Origin of the sequence: Bradyrhizobium sp. Mp27 (assembly GCF_029953005.1) — a bacterium.
Classification (GTDB): Bacteria; Pseudomonadota; Alphaproteobacteria; order Rhizobiales; family Xanthobacteraceae; genus Bradyrhizobium; species Bradyrhizobium barranii.
The window spans coordinates 1-219 of record NZ_JASAUS010000863.1; the positions used below are offsets into that span (position 1 = coordinate 1).

Sequence of the window (219 nt, forward strand, 5' to 3'; positions counted from 1 at the left end):
CCGAAAGTCATCGCCGGTGTAAAGTTCATCGACGGAATCGAAGTCATTCCGAACACTGAAAGCCACGCCGCCTGATCAGGCCGCGTCACCCAAAATCAGCCATAGCTCTGTGCCGGAGAGTTCAGGGCGTAGCGGTGGAAGAAGTCGTCGGTCTCAAGATACTGGACCTTGTGGCTTTGCAGGATCGCCTGATAGGCAATCGCCTTGGCGATGTGCGAC

Annotated in this window: 1 pseudogene; it reads right to left on the bottom strand. The window is 56.2% G+C overall.

What is annotated here, in order from left to right:
- Window positions 1-107: 107 nt before the first annotated feature.
- Window positions 108-219, bottom strand: a pseudogene (locus QJT78_RS52870) (ATP-binding protein); the annotation flags it as partial.